Genomic DNA, 21,331 nt, shown 5'->3' on the forward strand with positions numbered 1-21,331 from the left:
ATGCCATTGAGATACATTTTGATGCACAGTTGCTTGATGTCATCGGAGTAAGCCCAAGGACGGTAAGACTCGAGAAATTGGCGACCACACTGCTTGCACTGATAGCACTGTCTTCCGCGACGGTGACCGTTTTTAGCCGTGTGAGTGGAGTGACATTGAGGACATTTCATACCTTCATTGTGCCAAAGCCAGCATTACTCTTTCAGCAACGCCGAAAGATGAAGCGCACTCAGATTCGTCAGTTGTCCGATCGCTTCTGGAACTTGTGTGAGCTGGTTGTTAGAAAGATGAAGCGTAGTCAGATTCGTCAGTTGTCCGATCGCTTCTGGAACTTGTGTGAGCTGGTTTTCAAAGAGGTGAAGCGTAGTCAGATTCGTCAGTTGTCCGATCGTCTTGGGTAACTCCTTCAGTTCTCCCCATGTCAGCGTGAGTTGCTCTAAAGCAGGCAGTTGAGCCACCACGTCTGGAAATTCCTCAAAGTGATTTCCACTTAAATCCAGCATACATAGGTTGTTCAAGTTTGCCAATTCGGGCGGTAATGATTTCAACTGATTACCTGAGACGAGTGGCACCCACTTACCTTCTACGTACTCAAAACCTTCACGACCTTGCGATCCCTTCTTCTCTCTTTCCCACTTGCCCAAAATCAGCGTCTCAAGCTGCGTTAGCTTGCCAATTTCACCAGGCAGTTCTGTTAATTTCTTGCCCGACAGGTCTAGCTCCTTCCAACTTTCTTCGGCTGTTTGATCGATTAGTGCTAGCAACTCCTCTCTCGTCATGCCTTGTCTCTCCAGGTAGTGTTTCTAGTCTGACAAAGCTTTGAGAGAATGCCAGGGTCTCATTGCAGCGATGATGTAGCAGAAATGACAAATTAATGTTTTAGATTTCCGCGCAAAGCTCAAAGTATGGTCGATGACTGTGGATCATTCAAGGCTGAATCTTTTCTATTCAAAACCCAATGATTTTGATTCAGCCGTAATGCTGTTTTGTTCAGCTAATTGATAGAAAGTTCTTGAGAATAAACAGTAGCGAAATAGCTATAGGCTGAATTTGTAGCTGTATTATTCCCGGAGTGCTAGAAGCGCTAACGATCAAGCTGTGGATACCTGCAACACGATTTTGCCGCGTGTATGCCCACTTTGGCTTAGCTTATGCGCTTCAGCCGCTTGGCTCAGAGGTAGCACTGTCTCAATAATGGGCTTTACCTGCCCCGAATCAATCAATTGTGCTATTTCGCTCAGCCAATCAGCTCTGGGTTGGATGAAAACATAAGCACTCCGACACTGGTGAGTCGCAGCTTTTTCCTCAGGTGGAGGAGAAATGACCGAAACTAGCATGCCGCCTGGCTTGACTACTTGCCAAGAACGCTCTTGCACCTCGCCTCCAACCGTGTCGAACACGACATCCACAGGTTCGACAACATCCTCAAACTGAGTAGTTTGGTAATCAATGATTTCATCCGCTCCCAACTGGAACAAAAAGTCTTGATTCCGAGCCGAAGCAGTGCCAATCACATGTGCCCTTTTCCAGCGAGCAAACTGAACTGCATAGCTGCCCACTCCACCTGCCGCTGCATGAATTAAAACTCGCTGTCCAGCCGTTAACCCAGCCGCTTCAAACAGACAGTGCCAGGCTGTAATTCCAGCGAGAGGCACAGCCGCTGCATGAATGTGATCAACAGTTTTGGGTTTGAACGCAACCTCCGAGGCTTTGACAGCAATGTACTCTGCATAAGCACCATCTCGTTTGATATCAGGGCGCGAGTAGACTTCATCCCCTGGTTTGAAGGTGGTCACGTTCTCGCCAACTGCTTCTACAACCCCAGAGACATCCCAACCCAAAGTTAAGGGCAAGTCATAATCGATAAAGCCTTGCAGATACCCTTCGCGAACCTTCCAATCTACCGGATTGATAGCAGCAGCATGAACCCGAATCAGTACGTCATCCTCAGCGATCGCAGGCACCGAGACATCCTCATAGGCCAAAACCTCTGGACCACCATAAGCGTGAATTCGGACTGCTTTCATGCTTGTCATCACTTTTCGCAGATATTTTTTTGAGTGTAAGCGAGCCTGGCCTTGTGGTGCGATCGCCTACCGCAATCTGCCTGACCTTAGGATACTAACGACGAGCCAAAGCCCCAGAAAACTGGCAACGACGAATAAACCAATGCTGAGTTGAGAGAGGCTACCTGTGGGGGCATTGGAGGAGATGATCGCTGCCCCAATCGTCAGGCAACCCACAAGGATACTAAAAGAGAGACGGTTGGCGGAGTCATCCATGCTGCGACGCAGAGGGTCGAGATCACGGATAGTCAAATTCCACTTTAGGGTTTCGGAAGTGACGCGATCGAGCAGCAGTTCAATTTGGCGCGGAGATTGCAGGGAGAGGCTCTTAATATCTAGAGCGGTGCGGAGTAAAGCTTGCAGCGGTTGATCACCAATTAACTGTCGTCGAAACAGATCGGTAATCAACGGTTTAATTTGTTCTAGCAAATTGATTTCTGGATCAAATTGCCTAGCGACTCCCTCCAGATTGGCGAGCGCTTTGGCATACAGCCCTAGGTTGCTAGGGAAACGGACTTTATTGTTACGGGCGGTTTGCAGAATCTCGTAGAACACTTGACTGAAGTTGATTTCTGAGAGATTGACATTGGCATACTTCCGCAACATGCGATCGTAGTCGGTTTCCAAGCGGGCCATATTCACTCCGCTCTGTCCGGAAGTCCCTAGTTGGATGGTGAGTTGCACACACCGCTGGGAATCCATATCCGAAATCGCCAAGATCATCTCGGTCAAAATCTGCTGGGTGCGTGGATCTAAGCGTCCCATCATGCCGCAGTCTAAAATCGCGACTCGGCCATCTTTGAGATAAAACAGATTCCCGGGGTGAGGATCGGCGTGAAAGAAGCCATCAATATAGAGTTGCTGGAAGAATACGCGAAACAACAAAACCGTAATTTGTCGTCGTTCCTCTTCAGGAATGATTGTATCCGCGCTGGGGCGAATCTCGGCAGACAGCAAGGGTACACCATCTAGCCACTGCATCACCAGTAGCTTCTCTGTGGTTAAGTCCCAGTTAATCTCTGGAATCACGAGGCGAGCAGGATCAAACCAGCGGCTCTTGGAGAGGTTGCGGCGCAGTTGGTCGGTGTAGCTGGCTTCCTGGCAGAAATCCAATTCTGCTTGTAGTGCATTGGTGAATTCTTCGGCGATCGCCACAATGTCGTACTCTTTACCCAACTCGGTACGAGCGGCCAAGTCTGCCATGCCCCGAATCAAGGCAATATCTTGTCTAATTACCGCTTCCAAACCAGGACGCTGGACTTTGAGAGCCACTTCCCGGCCATCGATCAACGTCGCATGATGGGTTTGGGCGATCGAACCCGCAGCGACGGGGACTGCATCAATGGTGGCAAACACTTCATCTAGCGGCCTGCGGATGGCTTGCCGAATCACCATTTCAATTGCGGGCCAAGCAACGGGAGGCACTTCGTCTTGCAGGGTAGAGAGTTCCTCAATGTACTCAGCGGGGAGCAAGTCGGGGCGAGTGCTGAGGAGCTGACCAAGCTTGACATAAACAGGGCCTAAATCCACCAAAATATTCCGCAGGACGGCAGGAGGTGGCAATTTTGGCTCATCCGCCTTGCCTCCGGTCAGCAAGCGCCGCATGAAGTCCCAGCCGTTGCGGAGGACTACTTCAATAATTTCTCGCTGACGGGAGCTGGTTTGCGCTAAAAACACGGGACTTCCTAGGGGGTGAGGTCAGGGGGCATGAGTCAGTGAGCCGCGATCGCTCATAGCCAGAGCTAGAAACCCTATTAATGGCACTACAATGGCACTGCTGCGTTCACTGACTCTCTTCTAACGCCTAACGCCTCAGTTCGCCAAGTCCCCCAAGGGAGAGATTCCAGCAGGCAAGGTCTAAAGTAGATGTTCTAGAGTAGGTGTTCTAGATCGGGGCGATCGCGTAGCTGACCTAGAGCTTGCTTAATTTCCTGGGTGCGGTCTTTTTTGACAATTAAGGTGACGTTGCCATCTCGCACCACCACCACATCTTCCAGACCAATCGTGACGATCACATCTTCAGTATTGCTGGCGTAAAGAATGGCTCCCTGAGTGTCAAGACCTACATGGGTCGCCAACTCGACGTTCGCATTATCTCCTTTGAGTAAGCGCTCGATCGCCGTCCAATCGCCTAAATCATCCCAACCAAACCCCACGGGTAAAACATAAGCCTTTTGGGTCTTCTCCATCAGCGCATAGTCAATGCTCTTTTTGGGCAACTGAGGATAAGCGCTGGGGCCTTGTTGTTCTAGCTGGTGCATCAGCTCTGGGGCATGCACTCGGAGTTCATTTAGGGTCACTCCTGCGCGGAAGACAAACATGCCGCTGTTCCAACTGAAGCGACCACTAGCGAGAAACGTTTCTGCGGTTTCGCGATCGGGCTTTTCTGTAAAGCGATCGACTCGGTAAGCGGGAAAGCCTGTATAGCTGCCCACAGGTTCTCCCTGCTCAATGTAGCCGTACCCGGTGGAAGGAGCATTGGGTTTAATCCCTAAAGTCACGATCGCTTCTTGTTGCGTTGCGAGTTCCGTAGCCGCGCTCAGTGTTTGTTCAAACATAGCTTGATCATCAATCCAGTGATCAGCCGGAAAGAAGCCAACCACGGCATCTTCTCCATAGCGCCGAGCGATTTCCAAGGTGCTCCAGGCAACCGCAGGGGCAGTATCGCGACCTTCCGACTCTACCAACAAGTTTTCTAGGGGGAGATCGGGAAGTTGTTCCTTCACCCCATCCGCTAAGTGGGAAGCAGTAACCACCCAGAGATTTTCCCAACCTCCAGCTAAAGGCAACAAGCGATCGGCTGTGGCTTGCAACAGGCTTTTACCACTACCATCTAAACTCAGAAATTGCTTGGGTCGTAGCTTGCGGCTTAGGGGCCAGAAGCGTTCACCTTTGCCACCAGCCAGAATCACGGGGATGAGGGAATTGCTCATTGCTTAGATTAGTTTCTGGATTAACAGTCTACGTTTCACCGCAAAGCTGACAACGAAGAAATGAGAGTTCCGCTATCAGAATGAGTGATACTGCCAACATAGTCTAAGTTGTGAAACAGAACTAGGGATAAACTCTATTGATCGCAAAATTCTTCAATTCCTCACAATTGGGGCTTGGCGTGGGAGGGTGACGATAAAGTTGGTACCTACACCCAGCTCACTGGTAGCTGTAATGGTGCCACCTTGCAACTCCGTAAATTTTTTGGCGATCGCTAAACCTAGACCTGTCCCTGGAATCCGATCCACATTACTGGCACGATGAAAAGGTTCAAACAAGTGGGGTAAATCTTCAGGAGGGATACCTATTCCTTGATCTTGAACTTGGATGATGGCGACATCACGCTTTTGGTGCAACTCAAACTGAATCTTGGTGTTTGCAGGCGAGTATTTGATGGCATTAGCGAGCAAGTTGCTCAGGACATGGCGCAATATCTCCTCATCTATCTCCGCATCTGAGCCATCTCCCTCGTAACTAAAAACAATTTGATGCTCCTTGCCACTGGTTAGTTGAAACTCCGTGATTAATTCTTGACAAAAGGCGCTCAAATCTAGAGGGACGGGTGCGAATTGAAACTTACCAGATTCAGCTTTGCCGATGACTAAAACATCATCCACTAAATGCCCTAGGCGTTTCGTCGCGTTCAGAATTCGTTGAAAACATTCTTTCTGCTTATTTACCTCAAAAGCCTGAGAATGATCTCGCATCAGTTGGGCGGTCATTTGAATGGCGGTGAGGGGGCTACGAAATTCATGAGACATCATGGAATAGAACCGAGAGCGTAATTCACTAAGTTCCTTCTCCGTTTCCAGCGCTTTTCGCATCTCCTCAGCTTGTCTGCGTTCGGTGCTGTCTCGCGCATTCACAATAATCCGAGTCGTGCCGCTGGGCTCAACAAAATGTTTACCACTAGCTTCTAACAGCCGCCAAGAGCCGTCTTGATGGTGGCAGCGAAATTCCGCCGTTGCAGTCACTCCAGGCTGAGCAATCACAGTTTGAAAGGTCTGCCGCACATGAGAGATATCTTCCGGATGCAGGTATTTGAAAATATTGGTGGCGGCGATCGCCTCTGGTTCATAGCCAAACAAGGTTTTACTGGAAGGACTAGTGTATTGAATCGTGCCATCAATCGCTAAAACCACGATCAGATCGAGGGCATTTTCAATCAGTGACCGAAAGCGTTCTTCATTTTCTCGCAAAGCTTTCTGGGCGGTCCGCCGTGCTTGGCGCTCTTGCGCTTCCCGCAGTTCTCGCGCGATCGCAGGCACTAGCCGCACCAAATTTCCTTTAATCAAATAATCATGTGCCCCCGCTTTCATGGCAGCCACCGCAATATCTTCACCAATGGTGCCAGAGACAATAATGAAGGGGATATCCAAGTCTCTGCTTTGCAACAAAGCTAAAGCCGCCGGAGCACTGAACTGGGGCATGGAGTAGTCGCAAATAATCACATCCCAAGTGGCTCGATCCAGAGCGGCCTGCATCGCCTTCGCAGTATCTACCCGCTCGTAAATGGGGTCGTAACCCTGTTGCTCCAATTCCAACACCAACAACTCTGTGTCATCTTCAGAATCCTCCACAATCAAAGCTCGCAAGATCTGACCCATGATGTGCTCCCGTCAGATTAAAGTTCTCGGATTTGCGGCGTTTCATTGATCAGTAACCAATAAACACCCAGTTGGCGAATCGCCTCCATAAACTGATTAAAGTCCACGGGTTTTCGGATGTAACTGTTGCAGCCCAGGCTATAGCTATTAATCAAGTCTTGCTCCTCCTTGGAGGTTGTCAAGATGATGATGGGTAAAACTTTGGTACGAGCCTCACTGCGAAGACGGCGCAACACTTCCAAACCATCGATTTTAGGCAGCTTCAAGTCCAGCAAAACTAAGGATGGCATGGGATACAGATGGCGATCGCTGTAGATTCCCTGACCCAATAAGTAATCTAGCGCTTCGGCTCCATCCCGCTTGACAATGACTTCGTTGGCAATCTGGCAATCTTCAAATGCCAATAAAGTTAACTCTTCATCGTCTGGATTGTCTTCTACAAGTAATATTCTTTTTTTGAGCATGGCAGTCGTTTTAGATGGCTCTGTAGATCTCAAAGGGAGGTGCGATCGCTTTCTGGAGCCAGCGTAAAGTAAAAGCAAGCTCCCTGCTCTACGGCTCCCTCAGCCCACACCTTGCCTCCATGTCGGTGAATAATCCGCTGCACAGTGGCTAAGCCAATGCCAGTGCCAGGAAATTCGGTCATGGCATGCAATCGCTGGAAAGCTCCAAACAACTTGTGAGCATACTCCATATCAAAACCAGTGCCATCGTCCCGCACGAAGTAAACAGGTGTGATTCCTTCTAATGGTAAGGCTCCAAACTCAATCCAGGCTTGAGAATGTTTGGAAGTAAACTTCCAGGCGTTTCTGAGTAAGTTGTCGAGCACAATCGTTAGCAGTTGAGTGTCACCATAAGCCATCAGCTCGGGGGCGATCGCAAATTCGACTTGCCGCTCTGGTTGGCCCTGCTGGATCTCGGTAGCAATAGATTTGGCGATCGCGCTTAAGTCTACGGGTTGCCAACTCATTTCGCTGCGCGTGACTCGCGACAGATTCAGCAAATCATCGATCAGTTGCCCCATCCGCTGAGTGCCTGCCCGGACTCGTTGCAAATAATGTTGACCTTTAGCATCTAGCTGCTCCGCATGGCGCTCTAGCAACGTTTGGCTAAAGCCATCAATACTCCGCAAGGGAGCCCGTAAGTCGTGCGACACCGAGTAAGCAAAGGCTTCCAGCTCTTGGTTAATGGCTGCCAGTTGGGTAGTGCGCTCCATCACCCGTTGCTCAAGTTCCTGATTGAGCGCTTTAATTTCTTGCTCTGCCCGCTTGCGATCGGTAATGTCGTGAGTCACTTTAGAGAATCCCCGTAGTTGCCCAGTGCGGTCATGCAGGGCGGTGAGGATGACGTGAGCCCAAAACTGTGACCCATCTTGGCGCATGCGCCACCCTTCTTCTTCAAAACGGCCTGTTGTAGTAGCAAGCTGTATTTCTTGCTGGGCCTTAGCGTGCGAGTTGCTGGCATCCGGATAAAAGCGAGATAGTGATTGACCAATGATGTCCGGGGCTTGGTAACCCAGAATTCGCTCTGCACCACTGTTCCAACTGGCGACTTGACCATCAGCACTCAGCATCACAATGGCGTAGTCTTGCACACCTTCTACAAGCAAACGAAAGCGCTCTTTACTTTCCCACAAGGCGATTTCTGCCTGTTTGCGCTCGGTGACGTCGAAGCGGATTGCCAGATATTGAAAAGGTTTACCCGCCTGGTCTAGAAACGGCACGATGGTCGTATCGACCCAGTAGTCGCTACCATCCTTAGCGCGATTCTGAATTTCCCCGTGCCACACTTTGCCACTGCTAATCGTGGCCCAAAGAACTTGAAAAAACAGCAAAGAATGATGTCCCGAATTAATAATGCGGTGGTTTTGGCCTAGCAACTCGGCTTTAGAGTATTTCGACAGCTCACAGAACTTGTCATTGACATAGTTGATGGTGCCGTGGTGGTCTGTTGTCGCGACGATTGCGGCTTTATCTAGGGCAAATTTAATATCCGATAACTCTTTGAGCGATCGCCGCAACTCTGTTTCAACTCGGCTGCGTTCCGCAATTTCATTTTTGAGCTGTTCGTTCAATTGCAGTAGGGTCGCGGTCCGTTCGTCCACTCGTTGCTCTAGCTCAGCATTCAAGGTTCGCACACAAGCTTCTGCCTGCTTGCGCTCTGTCACTTCATTCGACAAAGCCAGGTTCACGGCGGCGAGTTGACTGGGGCTGGATAAAGCCAAGGCTTGAGGTAGTAAGGGAAATAAGGAAGCGGCTGTGCCTACGGAAGCCAAAGCCGTGATCGCCTTGACGAGGCCAGCCAACCAATAAACTGGATGCCATAAAGTCCAAATGTCAATGATGTGGGTCGTGCCACAAGCAACAATAAACAACCCAAACATCCAAAAAATCCAGTCAAAAGGGATATCTCGGCGCTTATGCACGAAATACACCAACATGATTGGAATCGAGTAATAAGAGAGGGCGATCAGGGCATCTGAAACTAAATGCAATCCGACTAAGCCTGATCTCCAGAGGTAGCAATGGCCGTGAGGCATAAATCCGCTGGAAGCCAGCAACACGTTAAAAAATTCCGACATAGCATGTTTTCTGGGGGCTTGCTTCTATTCTCAACGCTTCCCTTCAGGTTGACTGCGAAGGGATGCGAATTTCACACAAAATCAGTAGGAGGCATCAACACTATGCCGATACCATTCTTTTTAAGAGAGCCAAATTTCTTGAAGGATGGTTGATGGGTAAGGTTATTGATTTTAGGTTTCGCGATCGCCTTTAATATTTCGAAATCAGCAAGTATGGGCTAATTTTTGGAATTCTAATGCTTCCTCCGCCGTAAATCCGAAAAAACTGTTGCGCCTGCCGTTGATTTTTCCCGCCAGCAGGCGATCGCAGTGACTTTGGGTTCGCGGCCTACAGGTGGTTTTAGTATACAAATTGACCAGATAGAAAAGTTGGGACACCCCAGAGTCAAGAGTGGGTGGTTCATTATACAGAGAAGATCCCAGGCTCGGATTGTTTTGTGACTCAACAGACAACAACCCCAACAGTTTTTCTTCTAGCAGCCACTTCCAATGCCCCTATTCGTATGCAGGGAAAGACTATCTCAGAGTCTTGTAATAGTTAGCAGCTTTCTTGGAAAATTCGAGAAACATTCACTCTCAAGATGGAGTCTCACAAACAGTGGTGATGAATTTAACTTGCTTTTTATTCACTTCCTCTATCCCAAGTTTGAAGAAATTAGCTTATATTAACTAGGGTTTGCATCGAATTACTCAAGCTGATCATTATTCTAGTTACAACTCATCTAGCCGCACTGTTTGGAGTGAGGAGATTTACGGAATGACATCTGGACATACCCCTGCCTTCCTGATTCAAGGACTACGGCATTTGGTTCAATTGGGAGGGCGTCAATGGTGGGTATCTGCCCTGATTTGGCTAGCCATGATTGCGCCTGCACAGGCGGCTCTAGACTTACGAGTTGCGGTTGAAGAAGGCAAGCAGCAGGTCGGAGTGGGTAGCTCTACAAAAGCTTTGATTAAAGATGGCAGCGGACAAACCTTAGGAGAACTCGCGCCAGGTCAATCTTTGAGTGCTGCCTTGAGTGCGGGTGGTGTATCTCTCCAAGGACAGTGGCAGGCAGGTCAGATTTGGGTGGAGCCCACAGAAGGTGGCTATGTCTGGATTGGCGATCGCTGGTATCGCGGACGGGCGTTCTTGGTTCCCACTGCTAAGGGTCTCACTGCTGTTAACTATGTGGATTTGGAGCAATATCTCTACAGCGTCGTTGCGGCTGAGATGATTCCGAGTTGGCCTCAAGAAGCTCTGAAAGCTCAAGCGATCGCGGCTCGTTCCTATGCCCTCTATCAACGGCAAAGTTCTGCTAACAGTGTTTACGATGTCGGCGATACACAAGCATGGCAGGTTTATGAAGGAGTCGCTAAAGAAACCTCCACTACCCAAGCCGCAGTCAACGCCACCGCTGGTCAGGTTTTGACTCATAGCGGTCGCATTATTGAAGCGGTGTTCCATTCCTCCTCTGGCGGCCACACAGAAAACGTGGAAGATGTCTGGAAGCAACCGCTGCCTTACCTGCGTGGCGTGCAAGACTATGACCAAGGCGCACCCGTTTACCAATGGACTAAGACTTTTTCCAACTCCGAACTGAGCAACCGCATCTCTGGAGTGGGAAATGTAATCTCCATGCAACCCGCCCGGACAACGCCTCAAGGTCGCATTGTCACCATGAAAGTGGTCGGTGATGCTGGAAGCCGCACCATCAGCGGTAGTGCCCTCCGGGATGCTTTGGGTCTTAGAAGCACACTGTTTACTGCTACTGCCGTTTCTGGTTCCGCTGGCACCAAGAGCAGCAGTTCGCTACCAGGATTCCAAATCTCAGGTCGTGGCTTTGGTCACGGCTTAGGCATGAGCCAATGGGGAGCCCATAACCTAGCTCAGCGTGGTTATAACTATCAACAAATTGTCTTGCATTACTACAAAGGCACCGCCCTCGCCAGAATTCAAGTGCAATAGAGCTGTTTTCCTGAGCTAGAACGTCCTTTAGCGGGAACATAGGGAGTTAGCCAGAAATTAAGATTTAGGAGCTAGAAGCCAGCACCAAGCCAACTTCTAGCTTTTTTAAGGTCTATCTTGCAAGTCTTGAGCCAAAGCTAAAGTTGCATAGCTGACTAGCTCGTTTAACCGAGAGTTGTCGATTTGATGACGCTGGGCGGTCGCCTTGGCGGGTACTCCAACAGCCACTGAGTAAGGAGGAATATCTTTGGTGACTACTGCACCTGCCCCAACTACGCTACCGCGATGAATGGTCACTCCATCCAGCACTCGGACGCCGCTGCCTAACCAACAATCATCTTCTATAACAATTCCTTTGGCAGTCACGCCTTGATCACGAATTTTTTGTGATGGATTGCCAAAGTCATGATTGCTGGCATAAATACCAGAATGCGAAGCGATAAGGCAGTCTTTGCCAATGATGACGTGACCAGGCCCAGCGATACAGGTGTAGGGGCCAATATAGGTTTCTTGACCAATCTCTACATAGCCGTGGTCATGAGATTTAATATCAACACCGCGATCGAGACAGGCATGCTCAGCGATGATCAGTTGGCTATTTTGACCAGCACTACTTAAGCGAGTTCCCCGGCCTAAGCGGGCTCGGCAACGAACTAAAATTGTATTATTTTGACCTGAACTATTCAATTCAACATTTCGTCTGATTTTTACTTGTTCTTCAATACAAATCTTGTTGTTTTTGCCCGAATTGTTGAAAGCAGCTCCGCGATCGACGTTAACTCGGTCACCGATTTCAATGCCAGCAGTACCCTTGAATTCAACGTCTTTTTGAATTTGCACCGCATTCCCTAAGCGGCCCAAAACATTACGGTAGAGCCATTCGCGGAGTTTAATTCCTAAGGCAAAGGGTATTCCCTCTAAAGGAGCTATCACAAGAGATTCTTTATGGCGTAACCATCGAGTTAAAACAGGTAGATGCTCTTCGGCGTTCATAGCTAAGTCTCATTTCAGATAAATATGCAAACAATGATTCATGACAATTCGTGAGGTGAATTGCCAGCCTCTAGGGCAAGGTTGAGGGTCAAAATTGATGCGACTTTAGGTGATTGAGCAAAAGCTAAGTTCTGACTCTCAGCCTAGGGTGATTTTCAGCGATCGCTAACTATAAAAATAAGGCTGAAGCTAGAGAGCTAATCAGAACTTTGCTCTCCCTAAAAATCAGATGAGTTATTCACCAACTCATGAATAAAACTTTAATCACTGAGCCCGTCTAAGGCGGAGTGTCACCAACTTCAGCCATCACATTGAAGTTAGCCATGGGGGCAAACAAATAAATGCTGCCTCGATTGCTATAGCGGCTCTGTTGTAACCAATGATCTACAGCTACGGCCATGAAAAGAAACATAGCGAACTGAGGTGAAAGTCAAGCAGAGGATGCCTGAATCTGAGGAGATCAGCTAGTCGCAAATCTGACTTAGATTGGATCTTAAAGCTCATCCTAACTAAGCTATTAAGACAAAATCAAGCTTTATCAAGTTTGCGTGAATCAGCTGAGAGGCAAAGCCTCTATAAAACTGAATTTCATAAAGTTTACGTAAATAAACTGAGCCGCTTTCCCATCAAGAGGGGAAAGCGGCAATATTGAGGAGATTGCTGATGAGACAACTAGGAAGATTCATTCAGGCGACGCTGCCATTCTGCGTCAATTTGATCCAATCGCTCAACCTCTTGTTCTATCAAGTCAGTCTCAGTGGTGTAAGCTAAATCCTTTTCACTTACCACCATTTCAGCAGCAAATTGCTCGGCGTAAGCCAGCTTCTGCTGTAGTTCTGGTTCAGCTTGGTTTAGCCGCAGGGCACGTTGCCGACGGTTTTGATTACGAATCGCCAGCTTGCTATTGCGCCACTGAATCCAGAAATAGCGGACCAACGGCACTCCCAAGAAAGCCGTACCATATCCCAGTAATAACCAGTAGATCGACTGGACAAAGGCAACCAAGCCACCTAATTCTGCGGCTGCTGCCCCATCAGCGAGCAAGCTCCCCAGAACCAAGGCTCCAATCAAGTTCAGTCCACCCAGACCGATCGCCAGGATAATTTGCCCTGACCCAGCGGCACTAAAGCGCCAGGGAATTTCTTCTAAATAAGCAGGCACCGATCGCGGACGATTTTGAGCAGCGGTGGTTTGCAATTCGGGAAAATGATAGACAATCCCGCCTTCCGGGCTCACTTCGGGCCGCCCATTGAAACGAGAGAGTACGGGAATCATAAAGTCTTCGTACTCGTGACCATAGCCTTGGCCGACATTATCTAAATAAGGAGAAATTTGCTCAGCGACCACTGCACCTCGATGATTGCGAATCACAGTGCCGATAGTCTGCCAGCGTCGCTCTTCTAGGTCTGCATTGGGATTACCATCCCCAAATAAGAAGGAAAAGATCGCTTCTAAAAAGTTGAACTGATTTCCTTCGGCATTGCGAGAACGGCGACGGCGGCGTTCATAGGGGCGATCGTCGTAATAATTGGGGTAAAAGATCCAGAAGAAATCGGGAGTAAACCAAAAATTGGGGAGAAAGACGCCACCCCCACCTCCGGAGTCATTGTCATTGTCTCGGCTAGAATTCATTGCCATGACGATGAGGGCGATCGCCACCACAATTAAAACAATCGACGCTAGCAAAACAATGCCAAAGGAGATGCGAATCAGATAAAACAGAACTCGCCAAACCCTGGCCCACCATTCCTTCAGGCGCAAGCGGAGGAATTTGTTCCGCAGGATATTGCGAAAGTTTTTGGGAAAGAGATAAACGACTTCACCAGACTCGGCGACTTGCAAGTGCCCGCCCGCATCTGATGCCAAGGCTAAAAGCCCCTGCTGAGCCAGATTAATATCTAGCCCTGCCTGAGCCGCGATATCCCCAACCGTAACGCGGTAATCTAGTCGTTCTACCGCTTGCATAATCGTGGGATTTGGCACCATCCGCTTCCTTCCCTTGCGAAACCATAATCGTGATTACTTCCAGTATAGGCATCAGGAATAGCGATTCTGGCTAGGCTTTGGCTCCCCTTCCCTACAGGGAAGGGGTTGAAGGTTAGGTCTCAACGTATGCTCTTAGCAAGTCACTTGTGTAGATAAAATCTACTGACAGCCAACAGCAGTAGATTGGAGGGCCGAGCTTAAATTAGCAGCAAAGGTGATGGTTTGGACAAAAGGAGATGAGCCTGGGCAGTTCATCCGGGAGCGATCGCTACGGCGAGGAGCAAACCAAGAATTGGCTTTGACCACCAAACTGCTACCCGTCCAAGCCAAGCCCGTGACCGTTAAGGAGTTGCTGTCGCCGCTAGTGAGCATACCGGAGAGAAAAGTGGCATTGGCAACGGTCCCGGTGGAGGGGTTAATCCGAGCAAGCACAGCAACTTTACGGCTTCCACCTTTGCCATAACTCGTTAACCAACCACTTGTTGCAAAACGACGGAAGTCTTGACTGGAATAACCTTGAGTGCCAGTAGAGCTGAAGACGCCATACAACACACTCCCGCCATCCCAAATCAAGCCATATCCGGTGCCATCGTCATTGGTGACTTCGTAATCTGTTTTACACCAAGTGCGCTGTCCGTTGTCAAAGCGAACTAGACGAGGATTTTTGTTGATCGATGAAACTTGTTGATAGCCGATGTAAATACTAGTGGTACCGAAGGTGACAGAAGGGCCACCCTTCGCCTTAATTGTCGCTTGGCTGTCGGTACAGGTGAAAGCCACAGCTCTACCCACTGATGCCACAGGAGCTGCTTGTGCAGTTTGGGCAGTCACGCCTGCCAAACCGATACTGCTACTTGCACCGAGGAGTGTTGTGAGACCCAAAGCAGTAAGCTTGGTTGAAAGTTGACGGGTTTGCTGTGATGGTGCCGAAGCGTTGAGATCGCTGCGTAACTGATGAGGCTGCTTTGAAGACAAGTTGAGTTGTCGTTGCCCAAGCAACGCAGACAGAAAACGCTGATTCATAGGAATTCTCCAGCAAAAACTTTGTCAGAAGTTATGTTTCACCGCTTCTACACCTGGTTTGGTTGTGCACAACCAACTGATGAAACTTGAACCATGTAGAAACGAGGCAGGATGCACCAATGAACCGTTGACCCTGTGCAATCTAACCCAGCGTTGGAAGAAGGTGGCCTAGAAAATTTACCGAATCTTCAAAATCTTTTACACAATCTTTAATTTATTCAGAGAATTTTTGGTATGTTTTTTGACTTCGGTTAGAAAATCGCCCGGTTGACGCCTGATAAACCTGAAAAGTAGAAAGGAGAATGTTGGCTTAAGACTTGTATGCAGAAATTCTCATACCTAGCGATCGCGGCTGGACTGACACTGATGCCGTTGGAAACGCCAGCAGCCTTGCCCGGACCCAGTTCACAGCTAACCTTCTTAGCAACTAATCAAAATAATGCAGCTAGTCAAAATAGCATGATTGCAGATGCAGGAACGCCCCTGTGCTACATGCAGACAACCAATCAAGGTTTAGTAGATCTGAGCCATTTGTGTCAGCGATCGGCTCCTACTATCCCCAGCAATCCTCAAGTAGTAGTACTTGGTTTTGAGCGCAGCGGCGATCGCGTGGTGGGCCAAGTCCGTAATGATACGGGGAAACCAGTTAGATTCGCGATTGTGAACTATGCAGTCGCTGCTCCCACTACTGATGCGGCAGCTAGCTTCACTTATGTGACCCCGGAAACTCTCCAGCCTGGACAAACAGGCAATTTTGAGGGCACGCTTTCTCAACCGGGCACCGTAACAGTGACTTCTGTAGAGTGGGAAGCAGAACCCAACAGCTAAAGCTCGTTCCTAATACCAGGGTGTCATTTGCGGGACTTTTATACTCGTTTACAAACTCAAACCCCTTAAGATTTTTTGTTGCTCAGAGGTCCCTAGCCCCTTACTTTGAATCAGGACGTTAAAGTTACCTAACCCCATTGGGCTAGCCAAAGCATGCAATGCTTCCCGCCGAGCGAGCAGAGCTTGCAAAGACTCCCCAGGTTGACTGAGATCAGTGTGGGAGAGCGCGGCAATGCGATCACCTAAGCCCAGCGTCATTAAGAATAAGCCTTGCTGAATCAGACCGACCTGTTGCAACCCACAGCGATCGCCTTGGCGTTCTAAAGCTGTAAAGTCCACATGCGCCGTAATATCTTGGTAACCTACATAGAAATACGGGTTGTTGTGATAACTATGTTGGTAGTAGCACTGCAAAGTGCCTTCCGATCGCGCTGGATTATAGTAGCGAGTCGCTGGATAGCCATAATCAATGGTCAGAAGATAGCCTTGCTGTAAGCGATCGGCAACTGTTTGTAACCAGCTCAAAGCGGCTAGATTGACTTCAGTTCTATATCCTTCCGGATAATTACCTGATAGCAGCGGGATATTTAACCAATCAAAATATTCTCTCAGTTGAGGGGTTGAGAGTTCTCCTAGCACTTCAGCAAACTGCATTGTGTCGGGAGCAGATGGGCTAGAAGTGAGGGTGACATAAACTTCTTGTAGTTCTCCCTCAGTGAGTACCACTTGATGTACCGGGAATGCATCGACTAATTCATTGGAAAAACAGCAACCCACAATAGAATCAGGAGGGATCTCTTCCCAGGTGCACCAACGCACCGAGAGAGAGGCAGTAAGGTGAGATTGCGATCGCAACCGCTGCTGCTGTTGTAGCCGTAGTGTAGGAGACTTTTCCACCACTACATATTCAATCGCTTGCAAGAAATCAGGATATTGTTGCTGGAGGTACTGCAAAATATCTGTGGCTAAGAGTCCCTGACCTGCTCCCATCTCTACCAACGTAAAAGGAGAGGGTTGCCCCAGCGATCGCCACATATCCACAAATTGCTCCGCTAGCAATTCGCCAAAATCAGCCCCTAAATGAGGAGAGGTAAAAAAATCACCTTGAGCACCAATAGTGACCGCTTTGGTGGAATAGTAACCTTGTTGGGGATGGTAGAGTGCCAACTCCATATAGTCAGCAAAGGTAATTCGCTGATTGGGACTGTTGGTTATCTGTTGAGCAATGAGCTGGCAAAGAACAGAGTTGCTACCGTTGGGGCTGAGTTGCTGAGCTGTCATAGTTTCGATTCTAATTTTTTTGGTCTTAAGCTTGATTTAGATTTATTAGCACGCCGGATTTTACGCCTAAACAGCAGAACTACCACTGCAATCAACAAAATCGCGACCACAACATTAGAAGCAGGCCCCAGATATTGTTTGACTAAATAGTAGCGATCGCCTAAAACATATCCTGAACCTGCTAGCAAAGCATCCCAAATCGTTGCACCTAAAACCACATAAAACAGAAATAAGAGCACAGGCATACCGCTGATACCCACTGGCACAGAGATAAATGTCCGTACGCCTGGTACTGCTCGACTCAGTACTACAGCTCGGCCCCCGTAATGCTTAAACCAATATTTAGACTTCTCAATATCTTCCATCGATACTTTGATCCAGCCACCCGAGCGATGGGACAGCTTCCGCAATCCTGGCTCCCCCAAGTACTTGCCTGCAAAGTACCAAGGTAATGCCCCAATTACAGAACCTAAGACTCCCGCTAATACTGCATACACTAGATTCAGTTTGCCTTGGGCTGCCATAAACCCTGTTAACGGCATGATGACTTCAGTCGGAAGCGGGGAGATCAACGTCAACAATACGATGCCGAGGTAGCTGAATGATTCCATAGAGGGGGTGCCTTGCTAGCCTTCCATCCATTCTCTACGATCGCGCTGCAACTGATCGCTGTCAAATCGGCAACAGTATATTGAGTTGACTAAGTACACTTTGTTGAGAAATCTCACCTTCCGGAAGACAGAGGATCGCCGCGATCGCTGCTAGTTTAGAACCAATTAGACAGCGGCAAGCGAGGCGCAGATCAATGAGAGGGCGCGATTCAGTAGAGCGAGCCAGTAATCAAGCAGGGCGAGCTGCCAGACAGGTTGCGTCTCAACCGTGGGTGGAGCCTCTAGCCCGATTCGGCTATACCGCTAAAGGGATTGTTTATGGTTTAGTCGGTATTCTAGCCGCTCAAGCTGCTTTTGGCTCAGGTGGCAAAACCACAGATTCACGAGGAGCGCTGCAAACCATCCTAGACCAGCCTTTTGGCCAGTTTTTATTGGGATTAGTGGCGATCGGTTTGCTGGGTTATGTGCTTTGGAGCTTGGTCCAAGCAACGATGGATACCGAAAATCATGGGACCGATGCTAAGGGAATTGCCCAGCGACTCGGTTACGTCGGGACGGCTATTGTCTATGCAGGATTGGCCCTGACAGCGGCTCGGCTAGTTCTAGGTTCCGGTGGTAGTGGAGGTGGTAGTAGCGCTTCCCAAGATTGGACGGCTCGTCTCTTAGCTCAACCCTTTGGTCAATGGCTGGTAGGCACAATTGGAGCGGCGATTATTGGCTTTGGTTTTTACCACTTCTATAAAGCCTACACCGCCAAGTTTCGCCGTAAATTGAAACTGAACGAAATGAGTGAGAATGAAAAAACCTGGGCCACTCGCATGGGTAGGTTCGGCTTAGCTGCCAGAGGCGTTGTGTTTGCCGTGATTGGTTTTTTCCTGATTCAGGCAGCTCGGTCTTCGAATGCCAGTGAGGTGCGAGGTCTGGGAGGAGCTTTGGCAGCTTTGGCGAGTCAGCCTTATGGTCCTTGGTTGTTGGGGCTGGTAGCCCTAGGACTGGTGGCCTATGGTATCTACAATTTTGTCTTGGCTCGCTATCGTCAGATGGTCATCCAGTAAGTTCTCCCTTTAAAATCAGAAGTGCTCTCTAGAATTACAGCCAACGCATGCTGCCACGCGAAGACCTATTGAAAGGCATTGAAAATCGAGACGCGATCGCACGAGTGATTGACCAAGCCGACCAGGCGATCAAAACCTGGGAAGTCGTCTGTAGCGATTTTCTTGCCCCTCCAGAACTCGCTGACATGCAGCAAGCATTTGGGCGGTTGACTGAAGTCCAGTTGTTGCCTTGGGGCGGCTACCCACAAGCAGAACGGCAACGAGTGGCGATCGCACGGGCCGAACTCCCCCTAGAAGCCACTCAAGTAGAAATAGCCGCTCTCGACATTGCAGGCAACTTCTTGTTTGACCCTGCAACTCACCGCGACTTCCTCGGAGCGTTGCTAGGCACAGGCATTGTTCGGGAAAAAGTGGGTGACATTATTGTGTTAGGAGAGCGAGGAGCGCAGGCGATCGTGGTGCCTGACCTAGTGGAGTTTCTAGAACTTCACCTTAATCAAGTGCGATCGGTGCCCGTAAAAACTCGGCGGATTGAACTCAGCGAACTGAAAATCCGAGAACCCAAGAAAAAGGAACTGACGACGGTAGAAGCTTCACTGCGTCTGGATGCGATCGCCTCGGCAGGCTTCGGTATGTCTCGCAGCAAAATGGTGGACTTGATCGACGGCGGAGATGTCAGGGTGAACTGGAAGGAGATCAGCTCTGCCAGCCATCAACTTAAAACTGGAGACTTGGTAGCAATCCGCGGCAAAGGTCGACTAGAAGTTGGCGAAGTCGCCGTCACCAAAAAAGATCGCTACCGAGTTCAGCTAACTCGTTTTGTGTAGATAGTGCATATGGTTCTTTAAAGCACGCTGGCCCTTTGTTAGACCTCTCTTCAAACCCCTCTCCGCTCCGGAGAGGGGTTTGAAGCTTGCTCCCCTTCCCTCAAAGGGGTTGGGGGTTAGGTTCCAATGCGATCGCTTAGCTCAACTTAGCGCTACATTCTAAAATCAAACGTTGGTTCTCGACTGAATAGGGTTGAATTTCTAAGGCGCGACGAAAGGCAGGAATGGCTTCTCGGTATTCACCCAACGCCACATGACAGAGCCCTATGCCATGAAGTGCGCCAAAATGAATCGGGTCGAGCTGCACTACTTGTTGGCAATCGGCTAGTGACTTACGATACTTACCCTGAACGTAGTACAGCACTGCTCGTCGGTTCCACGCTTCGGCAAAGTCGGGTAAGTCCTGAATCAGCTGGGTAAGCACCGCTTCTGCTTTGAGTTTTTCTCCGGTTTCTAACAACATCTGTGCCTGCCGAATTTGCTCCAGGCCCGCAACGCCCTTCTGTTCAAACCAGCGTCGCCACAATTCCTGGGTAGCACGATTACGCACCTCTGGGTCTGCGTGCTTGAGGTCTTCAAGTAGCCGCTCAATTGATCGGTTATCCATGCAACTATGACTCTACCGTGAGGATCAGCGAGGTTTCTCCTTCCTTATTGTGGCCTCAATTTAAGGCTAATTGTAAAGTTTTGCAAAATTCAAAATAAGTTCTTAGCTAGAGCCTGAGAAGCACATAGGCGATCGCTTCTCGAAATATCGATGTCGTTACAACGGCGGGATCTAGGCTCTATGGCTCAAAAACATTTCAAACAATTTATCTATTGGTTCGTAGGCGAGCGGGCGGGGCGCGTACTGACAGCCACTTGGTCTTGGCTCTGGGGCTTGCCTGTGGAGTCAGGTGGCAAGATTGCGGTGGAAGTGGCCCAGGAATCTTTGGAAACGATGCAAAAGTCGGTAGCGCAACTCACCCAATCGGTGGCGAGTCTAATGGCTGCTTACCAGCAAGCTAAGAGTATGTACGAAAGTAGGCAGAAAGAATTTCGGCAAGCTGAACAACAAGCAATTTTGGCACAACAACAAGGCAATGCAGAAGCCGCCCGGATGGCGATGACGAAGGCCATTTTGCTCGATCGCTCGCTGCCTTCCCTAGCAGAAAAATTTGCCAAAGCGGAGACAGTGGTGCGGGCTGCTAAGGACAGACTCAACCGAGAACGCCAGAAGCTAGAAACTTACAAGCTGGAGATGCAAAATCTCAAAGATTTGGCGGAGCTAAATGAGGCATTGGCTGTGATCGATCAGGCTAATACTGAACTTGAAATTGGCTCAGCGCGATCGCAGTTTGCGACGGCTCAAACTTCTATAGAACGGCGACATCTCCAGATGACGGCACAGGCAGAACTCTCAGAAAATCCAGCGGAGAAACTGACCGCAGATTTAGCCCAAATGACGCTTGACGATGAGATTGCTCAACGACTGCAACGCCTGACAGCTTCATCCTCGTCCTCTCGCTCAGTCACTCCCTCAGATGCCTAAAGG

At 49.2% G+C, this 21,331-nt stretch carries 20 protein-coding genes; 6 read left to right on the plus strand and 14 right to left on the minus strand.

The genetic code is table 11. From position 1 onward, the window contains the following. Window positions 1-194: 194 nt before the first annotated feature. The 7 genes from H6F68_RS24185 to H6F68_RS24215 form a co-directional block, all read right to left on the minus strand. Window positions 195-779, minus strand: a complete 585-nt coding sequence (locus tag H6F68_RS24185) for a leucine-rich repeat domain-containing protein (RefSeq protein ID WP_190562989.1) — start codon at window positions 777-779, stop codon at window positions 195-197. Between the two features lie 312 nt (window positions 780-1,091). After that, on the minus strand, window positions 1,092-2,036 hold the full coding sequence (locus H6F68_RS24190) for an NADP-dependent oxidoreductase (RefSeq protein ID WP_199300308.1): 945 nt from the start codon (window positions 2,034-2,036) through the stop codon (window positions 1,092-1,094). A 57-nt stretch (window positions 2,037-2,093) separates the two neighbouring features. Then, the gene (locus tag H6F68_RS24195) at window positions 2,094-3,743 is read right to left on the minus strand and encodes an AarF/ABC1/UbiB kinase family protein (protein ID WP_190435482.1); all 1,650 of its coding nucleotides are present in this window, start codon (window positions 3,741-3,743) and stop codon (window positions 2,094-2,096) included. A gap of 194 nt (window positions 3,744-3,937) precedes the next feature. Then, complete coding sequence (locus H6F68_RS24200) at window positions 3,938-4,999, minus strand: mannose-1-phosphate guanylyltransferase (RefSeq protein WP_190562991.1); 1,062 nt, start codon at window positions 4,997-4,999, stop codon at window positions 3,938-3,940. Window positions 5,000-5,152: 153 nt separating this feature from the next. Further along, complete coding sequence (locus H6F68_RS24205; protein ID WP_190562993.1) at window positions 5,153-6,664, minus strand: ATP-binding protein; 1,512 nt, start codon at window positions 6,662-6,664, stop codon at window positions 5,153-5,155. 17 nt (window positions 6,665-6,681) lie between these two features. Then, entirely contained in the window at window positions 6,682-7,128 is a 447-nt protein-coding gene (locus H6F68_RS24210) for a response regulator (RefSeq protein WP_190553258.1), read from the minus strand. Between the two features lie 29 nt (window positions 7,129-7,157). Continuing rightward, entirely contained in the window at window positions 7,158-9,245 is a 2,088-nt protein-coding gene (locus H6F68_RS24215) for a PAS domain-containing sensor histidine kinase (protein ID WP_190562995.1), read from the minus strand. A 303-nt stretch (window positions 9,246-9,548) separates the two neighbouring features. Between H6F68_RS24215 and H6F68_RS29875 the strand changes: the two genes are divergently transcribed. Beyond that, a complete protein-coding gene (locus H6F68_RS29875) occupies window positions 9,549-9,686 on the plus strand; it encodes a protease complex subunit PrcB family protein (RefSeq protein ID WP_399315108.1) in 138 nt (45 codons plus the stop codon). Window positions 9,687-10,002: 316 nt separating this feature from the next. Next, window positions 10,003-11,193, plus strand: coding sequence for a SpoIID/LytB domain-containing protein (locus H6F68_RS24220; protein WP_190562997.1), 1,191 nt, complete (start codon window positions 10,003-10,005; stop codon window positions 11,191-11,193). A gap of 105 nt (window positions 11,194-11,298) precedes the next feature. Here the strand turns inward: H6F68_RS24220 and H6F68_RS29480 are convergent, their stop codons facing one another. The 4 genes from H6F68_RS29480 to H6F68_RS24235 form a co-directional block, all read right to left on the minus strand. Then, window positions 11,299-12,186, minus strand: coding sequence for an acyltransferase (locus H6F68_RS29480; RefSeq protein ID WP_190563000.1), 888 nt, complete (start codon window positions 12,184-12,186; stop codon window positions 11,299-11,301). A 277-nt stretch (window positions 12,187-12,463) separates the two neighbouring features. Continuing rightward, a complete protein-coding gene (locus tag H6F68_RS29485) occupies window positions 12,464-12,598 on the minus strand; it encodes a hypothetical protein (protein ID WP_277876157.1) in 135 nt (44 codons plus the stop codon). Between the two features lie 260 nt (window positions 12,599-12,858). Then, window positions 12,859-14,172 (minus strand): hypothetical protein, encoded by a 1,314-nt coding sequence (locus tag H6F68_RS24230; RefSeq protein ID WP_190563002.1) that lies wholly within the window; start codon window positions 14,170-14,172, stop codon window positions 12,859-12,861. Window positions 14,173-14,331: 159 nt separating this feature from the next. Further along, entirely contained in the window at window positions 14,332-15,195 is an 864-nt protein-coding gene (locus H6F68_RS24235) for a hypothetical protein (protein ID WP_199295942.1), read from the minus strand. Window positions 15,196-15,516: 321 nt separating this feature from the next. Between H6F68_RS24235 and H6F68_RS24240 the strand changes: the two genes are divergently transcribed. Then, window positions 15,517-16,023 carry a hypothetical protein gene (locus H6F68_RS24240; RefSeq protein WP_190553265.1) on the plus strand — a complete coding sequence of 169 codons (507 nt, stop codon included), beginning with the start codon at window positions 15,517-15,519 and terminating at the stop codon, window positions 16,021-16,023. A 48-nt stretch (window positions 16,024-16,071) separates the two neighbouring features. On the opposite strand, the gene H6F68_RS24245 is transcribed toward H6F68_RS24240, so the two are convergent. Continuing rightward, window positions 16,072-17,304 (minus strand): class I SAM-dependent methyltransferase, encoded by a 1,233-nt coding sequence (locus H6F68_RS24245; RefSeq protein ID WP_190563004.1) that lies wholly within the window; start codon window positions 17,302-17,304, stop codon window positions 16,072-16,074. Beyond that, window positions 17,301-17,915 carry a DedA family protein gene (locus H6F68_RS24250; RefSeq protein WP_190563006.1) on the minus strand — a complete coding sequence of 205 codons (615 nt, stop codon included), beginning with the start codon at window positions 17,913-17,915 and terminating at the stop codon, window positions 17,301-17,303. The genes H6F68_RS24245 and H6F68_RS24250 overlap by 4 nt, the downstream gene beginning before the upstream one ends. 194 nt (window positions 17,916-18,109) lie before the next feature. Here H6F68_RS24250 and H6F68_RS24255 point away from each other — a divergent pair, with 194 nt between their 5' ends. Both H6F68_RS24255 and H6F68_RS24260 read left to right on the plus strand, forming a co-directional pair. Continuing rightward, window positions 18,110-18,970, plus strand: a complete 861-nt coding sequence (locus H6F68_RS24255; RefSeq protein WP_190435521.1) for a DUF1206 domain-containing protein — start codon at window positions 18,110-18,112, stop codon at window positions 18,968-18,970. A 47-nt stretch (window positions 18,971-19,017) separates the two neighbouring features. After that, on the plus strand, window positions 19,018-19,797 hold the full coding sequence (locus H6F68_RS24260) for a photosystem II S4 domain protein (RefSeq protein WP_190435524.1): 780 nt from the start codon (window positions 19,018-19,020) through the stop codon (window positions 19,795-19,797). Between the two features lie 136 nt (window positions 19,798-19,933). Here the strand turns inward: H6F68_RS24260 and H6F68_RS24265 are convergent, their stop codons facing one another. After that, window positions 19,934-20,404 (minus strand): tetratricopeptide repeat protein, encoded by a 471-nt coding sequence (locus H6F68_RS24265; protein WP_190553270.1) that lies wholly within the window; start codon window positions 20,402-20,404, stop codon window positions 19,934-19,936. A gap of 150 nt (window positions 20,405-20,554) precedes the next feature. On the opposite strand from H6F68_RS24265, the gene H6F68_RS24270 reads away from it, so the two are divergent. Then, on the plus strand, window positions 20,555-21,328 hold the full coding sequence (locus H6F68_RS24270; protein WP_242065641.1) for a PspA/IM30 family protein: 774 nt from the start codon (window positions 20,555-20,557) through the stop codon (window positions 21,326-21,328). Window positions 21,329-21,331 lie beyond the last annotated feature (3 nt).

The sequence above is a fragment of the Trichocoleus sp. FACHB-262 genome (assembly GCF_014696035.1).
Lineage (GTDB): Bacteria > Cyanobacteriota > Cyanobacteriia > FACHB-46 > FACHB-46 > Trichocoleus.